Origin of the sequence: Acinetobacter sp. (assembly GCF_050285345.1) — a bacterium.
Taxonomy (GTDB): domain Bacteria; phylum Pseudomonadota; class Gammaproteobacteria; order Pseudomonadales; family Moraxellaceae; genus Acinetobacter.
Genome location: NZ_JBLZXR010000054.1, coordinates 1 through 7,185, shown reverse-complemented (window position 1 = coordinate 7,185; position 7,185 = coordinate 1). Strand labels below are relative to the sequence as shown.

The following is a 7,185-nucleotide window of genomic DNA, read 5'->3' as shown; positions in this document are numbered from 1 at the left end:
TTTTGTGTGTAGGCTTCTTCATTTGAAAATTATATCGCTGAAAAAGCCTTTACAGATAGGTTTGTGCAACAAAGCCAATTTTATCCACTAAAGCTTGAAAATGAGTCTCATATACCACATATATATTTAAGAGGTATAGGCGCTGTATGTTTCTTCTATTTTTAGAGTAATTTTATTTCTCTCTTATTGTTCTGATTGGAACAAGAATGGTCACCTACATCTCCAGGTAGGTGACCCTTTATCGCAGTCCACAGGCTTTCAGGGCTGCGTTTTTTATGTTATTTGCTTTTTATTTGCACACTAGCCCTTGCACTATTTAAGACTCAGCACCATTTTCACCACACCATCAATCACCTGCGCCATTTTATCCAGATTTAATTTACTTAAGGTATCCTGTTCGGTGTGATAGTGCTTATTACGATAAAAAGCCGTATCGGTAATCATCATGGCAGGCATACCAAATTGCCAATAATTCATATGATCTGAAAAATCCACACCTTGAATAAATGACGGTGAAATTAGTCGCTCGCACTGAAGCTGATCCAACTCCCCCATCGCATTACAATAAGACGAGGTCAGCTCTCTAGACTGAATATTTCCAACTGCTGCAATAAAATTGCTATGCGATGGATAAATCCATTTCAAACCAATTGGATATTCTTGTGTCACTCTTGGATCAAAATAACCAATCATTTCCAATATATAGACACCACTGATTTTATCTTTATTTTTGGCAACCGATTTGGCATGCACATAACTCCCCATATGCTCCGTTCTAAAATATGGCGGCTCTTCCAAGGTATAAAATACAAATTCTACATTTTGTTTTAAACGTGATTTTTCTGCCGCTAAAATCCGCGCTGTCTCCAATACGCCAGCCACACCCGAAGCATTGTCATCTGCGCCCTGTTGTTCTTCAAATACATCATAATGTGCACCGATGATCACTTTATCACTATGACCGGTATTCAATGGACAAACTACGTTGCGATAAGGCTGACTATTCACCGTATAAGTTTGAAAGCTACAACTCACTCCAAATAAACGCATTTGCTCACGAATCCATGATGAAACGCGATTCAATTCTTGAATATTTTTATAGTTTCGATATTCACTTTCACTGCCAATAATTTGTTCTAAATAGACTTTTAAGTTATCAGGCTCAGCGGTTCTTAAATTATTCGCCTGTACCGATAAAGAAAACATACACCCCATCAGAAGCACCATGAAGGACGTTATGCACAAGCAAAAACAACGTATACGGTAGAAATGTGTCATTGTTATTATTCCAATTTTTAAATCTAAATTTGTTCTGTATCTGCTGCGTATTTAAGCAGCAAGTAAATCCCGATTTCAATTGCAAATTGTGTCTGTGATCACAAAGTCACGCTGAACCGTTATAATACTGACTTTGCATCATTTCAGGCGCTGTATGAAAATCCGTATTCTGACCATTGGTCAAAAAATGCCAGCATGGGTACTCACAGGCTTTGAAGATTATTTCAAGCGCATTCAACCCTTTGTACAAACTCAAATCGTTGAATTACCCATGGCAAAACGTGGAAAAAATGATTCAGAAGCCGACATTTTGAAATACCGTCAAATTGAAGGCGACAGTATTTTAAATGCGATGAAGGGCAATGAAGTCCTGATTGCTCTCGAAGTCGGTGGCCGTGAATTCAGTACAGAAAAACTGGCGGAAACCATGAAAGGCTGGATGCTTGAAGGAAATGATGTGGTCTTGGCGATTGGTGGTCCAGATGGTCACTCGGAGGCGGTACGTAAAGCCGCTGCTTGGCATTGGTCGCTGTCCAAGCTCACACTGCCACACCCTATGGTGCGTGTAATGCTGATTGAGCAACTCTACCGTGCCATGAGCATCAACAACAACCATCCTTATCATCGTGCAGGCTAAGTGTCTCGATAAAAATTCAACGTCGCATTTATAGAACTAAACGTTGAATTTTCGTCAATTGTTCAAGATCCATGAATACGGCAATATAAGGTTATTTCGTTCACTGACTTCCGGCGACTGCTATGAAATTACAAACACTCCCAGGTTTATTTATTTCCCATGGCTCACCCATGCTTGCCCTTAATCCTGAGCAAGTTGGTCCTGCGCTGGAACGTTTAAGCTTTAATCTGCCTAAACCACAGGCAATTATTGTCATGTCCGCACATTGGGAAAGTAACGCACTTGAAGTAAGTACTGGAGTTCGCCCTGACACATGGCATGATTTTCGTGGCTTTCCCGCAGAGCTTTATGAGATTCGCTACCCTGCTCCCGGTAATCCAGAACTGGCAGAAGAAATTCTACAATTACTTGCTACGGCAGGTTTAGCCGCGCATGCTAATAGCACCCGTCCGCGTGATCATGGTGTCTGGATGCCTTTACTGCATATGTATCCTGAAGCGGATATCCCTGTAGTCGAAATATCCCTTCCGATGAGTATGACTGCACAAGAGATCTACCACATTGGGCAGACCCTTGCTCCATTACGTGAGCAACAAATTCTGCTGATTGGTTCAGGCAGTATTACCCATAATTTACGCGAATTGGCTTGGGATGGTCGTAATATTGCTGTGCCTGAATGGGCATCTACCTTCCGTAATTACGTGGTCAACAAACTGACTCATCAAGACTATGACGCGGTATTAGATTGGCAAAGTATTCCGTATGTGCAACGTAATCACCCAACGATAGAGCACTTCGCCCCTCTATTTTTTGCCATGGGTGCCGGACAACGCTTTTCCGTCGTACATAGCAGCTTTAGCATGGGTTCATTAGGCATGGATATTTATCGCTTTGACTAAGACCGTCAGCAATAGATAAAATATCGTGATGCAATAACAAATGAATATTTATTGGATACACTTTGAAACCTAATCTTCGCGAATGTATCCATATTTTTTTAAAATGAATGAGTTATGATGCATTCTATCCTTCACACTAAGAATTGTTAGCCGAATGAAATTAAAATATTTAGCGATTGCGCTCTTCCCATTTGCACTTGCAGCATGTCAATCAACTGATGTTCAAAAAGCTGGAGATTTAGCCGTGAGTGTTTTACAACAACAAAATGCAGATCAAACTTTGACTTCTTATCAATGGAGTACAAACACGGGAAATGCACCTAAACCGCTGATTCTTAACTTTAGCGATAAAGGTACGCTAGGAATTTCAACCAGCTGTAACGGCATGTCAACGTCATGGAAAGTGGAAAACAACCTCATCAGCACAGGTCATTTGATGTCAACACAAATGGCATGTGCCGACAATGCGATGAAACAAGAAGGTGTCGCGACTGCACTCTTTAATGATCGTAAAGCACCGTTTATATTAAATACCACAGATGCACAAAATCCGACTCTTACTATCATTTCAGCAACGGGTGAAAAGTTAGTTTTTACCGGCAAAATGACACCGGAAACTCAGTACAGCTCACAAGGTGAAACTATTTTCTTAGAAATTAGCCCTGAAACCAAACAATGTACAGGCGTTGCGCCACAAACTTGTTTACAAGTGCGTGAAATTAAATATGCGGAAAATGGTGTAAAAACCCAAGTTGATAAAGATTGGACTTTATTTTACGACCAAATCGAAGGCTTTACCCATAGCCCTTCAGAACGTCAAATTATTCGAGTAAAACGTTTTGAACGTAAAAATCCAGCGGCTGATCAATCTAAATATGCTTATATCTTTGACATGGCAATTGAACGTGAAACTGTAAAAGGTACACTTATAAGTCATCCTCTCTCACAAAGTAAAAGTACAGCGATCACATAATGTTTCGCTGTATTTTTATCACTCTAGTTTTATGAATGATTTTTAGGATTGTAAGAGAAAATTCAAAGATATAAACAAGATATAAAAAACCGAGGCACTTGCCTCGGTTTTTTTAATTCAAACGTGCGTAGAACTTAGTAAACGCCTTGAGCACGCATTGCATCAGCTACTTTTACGAAGCCTGCAATGTTTGCACCATCGACATAATTTATTGTGCCGTCTTCTTGAGTACCGTATTTCACGCAGTTACGGTGAATTTCTTTCATGATCGCATGAAGACGCTCATCTACTTCTTCGAAAGTCCAGCCTAAACGAATCGCGTTTTGAGACATTTCAAGACCAGAAGTTGCAACACCACCCGCATTCGATGCTTTACCTGGTGCATACAAAATTTTCGCTTCAACGAATTTCTCAACAGCATCTAGCGTAGAAGGCATGTTTGCCCCTTCCGCCACGCAAATTACACCGTTTGCAAGCAATACAGCAGCATCATCACCATTCAATTCATTTTGTGTTGCACATGGAAGTGCGATATCACATTTGATTGACCAAGGACGTTTACCTTCAAGGTATTCGAAACCATGTTTAGAAGCGAATTCAGAAATACGACCACGTTTTACGTTTTTAAGTTCCATCACTTCACACAGAAGTTCAGTCGTGAAACCATCTTTTACATAAACTGTGCCGTTAGAGTCAGAAAGTGAAACCACTTTCGCCCCTAAATACATTGCTTTTTCTGCAGCAAATTGTGCAACGTTACCTGAACCCGAAACTGTTACGACTTTATCTTTAAAACTCTCACCACGGGTTTTCAACATTTCTTCAGCAAAATAAACTGTACCGAAACCTGTTGCTTCTGGACGTGCCAAAGAACCACCGAAAGATAAGCCTTTACCCGTAAATACACTTGACGTGTCGTTACTAAGTTTCTTCATCATACCTGCCATGTAGCCAACTTCACGACCACCAACACCGATGTCACCCGCAGGAATATCTGTATTAGAACCAAGATGGCGGTATAACTCGATCATTAACGCTTGGCAGAAACGCATAATTTCGCTTTCAGACTTACCTTTAGGGTCGAAGTCTGAACCACCTTTACCACCACCCATAGGCAATGTGGTCAAGGCATTTTTAAAAGTTTGTTCAAAACCTAAGAATTTAAGGATTGAAAGGTTCACTGATGGGTGGAAACGCATACCACCTTTGAATGGACCAATTGCTGAGTTGTATTGAACACGGAAAGCGCGGTTAACCTGAGTTTGACCTTTGTCATCTATCCATGAAACACGAAACTGAATTGCACGCTCTGGCTCAACAAGACGCTCAAGAAGACCGTAGTCAGCATATTGAGGGTTCTTTTCAATGAACGGCCACAGGCTCGTCATAACTTCTTCAACAGCTTGAAGAAATTCAGGTTGATGTTCGTCACGTGTTTTAACGTAATCCAGAAAGTCGTTAAGGCTGTTATATTTCAACGCTTAATCCTCAGCAGATGTATGGATCAAAACTGTTCACAATTATGATCAAAGATGTATTTTGGCGCAAAATATTAAATATCTTTTGTAACCAATGGGCAATAGTTTTTTTCATAAATCTTTAAATTCTATAAAGAACATAGATTTAAATTGATCGTTTAATAGTTTTATTTATTAATCAATTAACTTTTAGGAATATGAAAATGATCATTTTTGCTCATAAATAACGCATTATTGGAGCCTTTTTCGTGCACAGGCAATTTAAACAAGAATATGCTAAAATTCATAGTTCTGCTTTATTTTTTTATACTTTTTTTGCAACTTGATGACACATGACCTTTGATATTTCTCTCATCCAACAAATTGATGCTCTTTTGCCACAAACTCAATGTGGCTTGTGCGGCCACCGTGATGGGTGTCTACCATATGCCAAAGCCATCAGTGAAGGTGAAGAAGCCAATAAATGTGTACCGGGTGGTCAACCTGTTGCAGATGCGCTTGCAGCATTACTGCAACGCGATCAGTTAAGCGCTGAAGAAAGCGTGTGGCCGATTCAAACGGATGGTCGTCCGCAACGGGTCAAAGCGGTGATTCGTGAAGACGAATGTATTGGTTGTACCAAATGCATTAGCGCCTGCCCAGTCGATGCCATTATTGGTTCTGGAAAACTCATGCACAGTGTGTTAACCGACCTCTGTACCGGCTGTGAACTGTGTATTCCCCCTTGCCCTGTCGACTGTATTGATCTGGTTGAAGATATTGAGGCTGTACCGGTAGAAAGTGTGCGTATTGCAGAACAAAATGACTTACGTCGTCGATATTATGCGCATATCCAACGTGAAGAAAAGCGTCGTATTAACCGTAAAGGTCCCGTAGTACGCGCTGAAATTGATACCGATCTTTTCGCACGTTTTTCCTTGCAAACCAATGCAGTCCCGAATATTAAAATTGCTGAAAAATCGAATGCTCCTACAACCCACCTAGATGCCAAAACCACCATCGAACTGGCAAAAATTCGTACTCAAATTAAAAAATTAGAAAAACAACTCAGTGTGCGTGAAGATGCAAAAAAACGTGAGTTATTAAATGCACTTTCAGTTCAGTTAGCACAATTACAAGGAGCTTAAGCGTGGCTGTTAAAAACATGACCAAAAAGCAGATTCAAACCTTTTTTGAACGCTTACGCGAACAGCGCCCCCACCCACAAACTGAACTGAATTACAGCAATCCCTTTGAGCTTCTCGTGGCTGTCACCCTGTCTGCCCAGGCCACAGATGTCAGCGTCAATAAAGCTACAGATAAACTCTTCCCTGTGGCCAATACGCCTGAAGCGATTTATGCCCTCGGTGTGGAAGGTTTAAAGGAATATATTAAGACCATTGGACTGTATAATTCCAAAGCTGAAAACGTAATTAAAGCCTGCAAAATACTGATCGAGAAACACCACAGTATTGTACCGAATAATCGTGCAGACTTAGAGGCATTACCCGGTGTGGGACGTAAAACAGCCAACGTAGTGCTCAATACCGCCTTTGGTCAGCCAACGATGGCTGTGGATACGCATATTTTTCGTTTAGGTAATCGTACAGGGCTTGCTGTGGGGAAAAATGTTCTTGAGGTTGAGCAGCGTCTGCTCAAGGTCATTCCTAAAGAGTTTATTATTGATTCGCATCATTGGCTGATTTTGCACGGGCGTTATACCTGTATTGCCCGCAAACCAAAATGCCATGAATGTGTTGTGTCTGATGTCTGCAACTGGCCAGACCGTTTTGAATTTGGTGCTGCACGACCGATTAAAGTGAAAAATATAGACGCCTAAATGCGTCTATATTTTATCAATCATTTACGCCAATCTCAACTTTTAATTAATTTTTCCAACTGTAAAGGAGGATTACCTAATTGAGAATTTAAAACGACTGA

The 7,185-nt window shown here is 40.7% G+C and carries 7 protein-coding genes; 5 read left to right on the top strand and 2 right to left on the bottom strand.

Features of this window, described 5'->3' with window-relative positions:
* Positions 1–312 precede the first annotated feature (312 nt).
* Positions 313–1,206, bottom strand: coding sequence for a M20/M25/M40 family metallo-hydrolase (locus ACN6OV_RS05125; protein WP_427950324.1), 894 nt, complete (start codon positions 1,204–1,206; stop codon positions 313–315).
* Positions 1,207–1,432: 226 nt separating this feature from the next.
* Here ACN6OV_RS05125 and rlmH point away from each other — a divergent pair, with 226 nt between their 5' ends.
* The 3 genes from rlmH to ACN6OV_RS05110 all read left to right on the top strand — a co-directional run bounded on the left by rlmH (position 1,433) and on the right by ACN6OV_RS05110 (position 3,787).
* Positions 1,433–1,915, top strand: a complete 483-nt coding sequence (gene rlmH, locus ACN6OV_RS05120; RefSeq protein ID WP_067762448.1) for a 23S rRNA (pseudouridine(1915)-N(3))-methyltransferase RlmH — start codon at positions 1,433–1,435, stop codon at positions 1,913–1,915.
* Positions 1,916–2,037: 122 nt separating this feature from the next.
* Complete coding sequence (locus ACN6OV_RS05115) at positions 2,038–2,814, top strand: DODA-type extradiol aromatic ring-opening family dioxygenase (RefSeq protein ID WP_427950321.1); 777 nt, start codon at positions 2,038–2,040, stop codon at positions 2,812–2,814.
* 154 nt (positions 2,815–2,968) lie between these two features.
* A complete protein-coding gene (locus tag ACN6OV_RS05110; RefSeq protein WP_427950319.1) occupies positions 2,969–3,787 on the top strand; it encodes a DUF4377 domain-containing protein in 819 nt (272 codons plus the stop codon).
* Between the two features lie 134 nt (positions 3,788–3,921).
* On the opposite strand, the gene gdhA is transcribed toward ACN6OV_RS05110, so the two are convergent.
* On the bottom strand, positions 3,922–5,265 hold the full coding sequence (gene gdhA / locus ACN6OV_RS05105) for an NADP-specific glutamate dehydrogenase (protein WP_427950317.1): 1,344 nt from the start codon (positions 5,263–5,265) through the stop codon (positions 3,922–3,924).
* 332 nt (positions 5,266–5,597) lie between these two features.
* On the opposite strand from gdhA, the gene ACN6OV_RS05100 reads away from it, so the two are divergent.
* Both ACN6OV_RS05100 and nth read left to right on the top strand, forming a co-directional pair.
* A complete protein-coding gene (locus ACN6OV_RS05100; protein ID WP_427950314.1) occupies positions 5,598–6,392 on the top strand; it encodes an RnfABCDGE type electron transport complex subunit B in 795 nt (264 codons plus the stop codon).
* A 17-nt stretch (positions 6,393–6,409) separates the two neighbouring features.
* On the top strand, positions 6,410–7,084 hold the full coding sequence (nth, locus tag ACN6OV_RS05095) for an endonuclease III (protein WP_427950327.1): 675 nt from the start codon (positions 6,410–6,412) through the stop codon (positions 7,082–7,084).
* Positions 7,085–7,185: the final 101 nt, after the last annotated feature.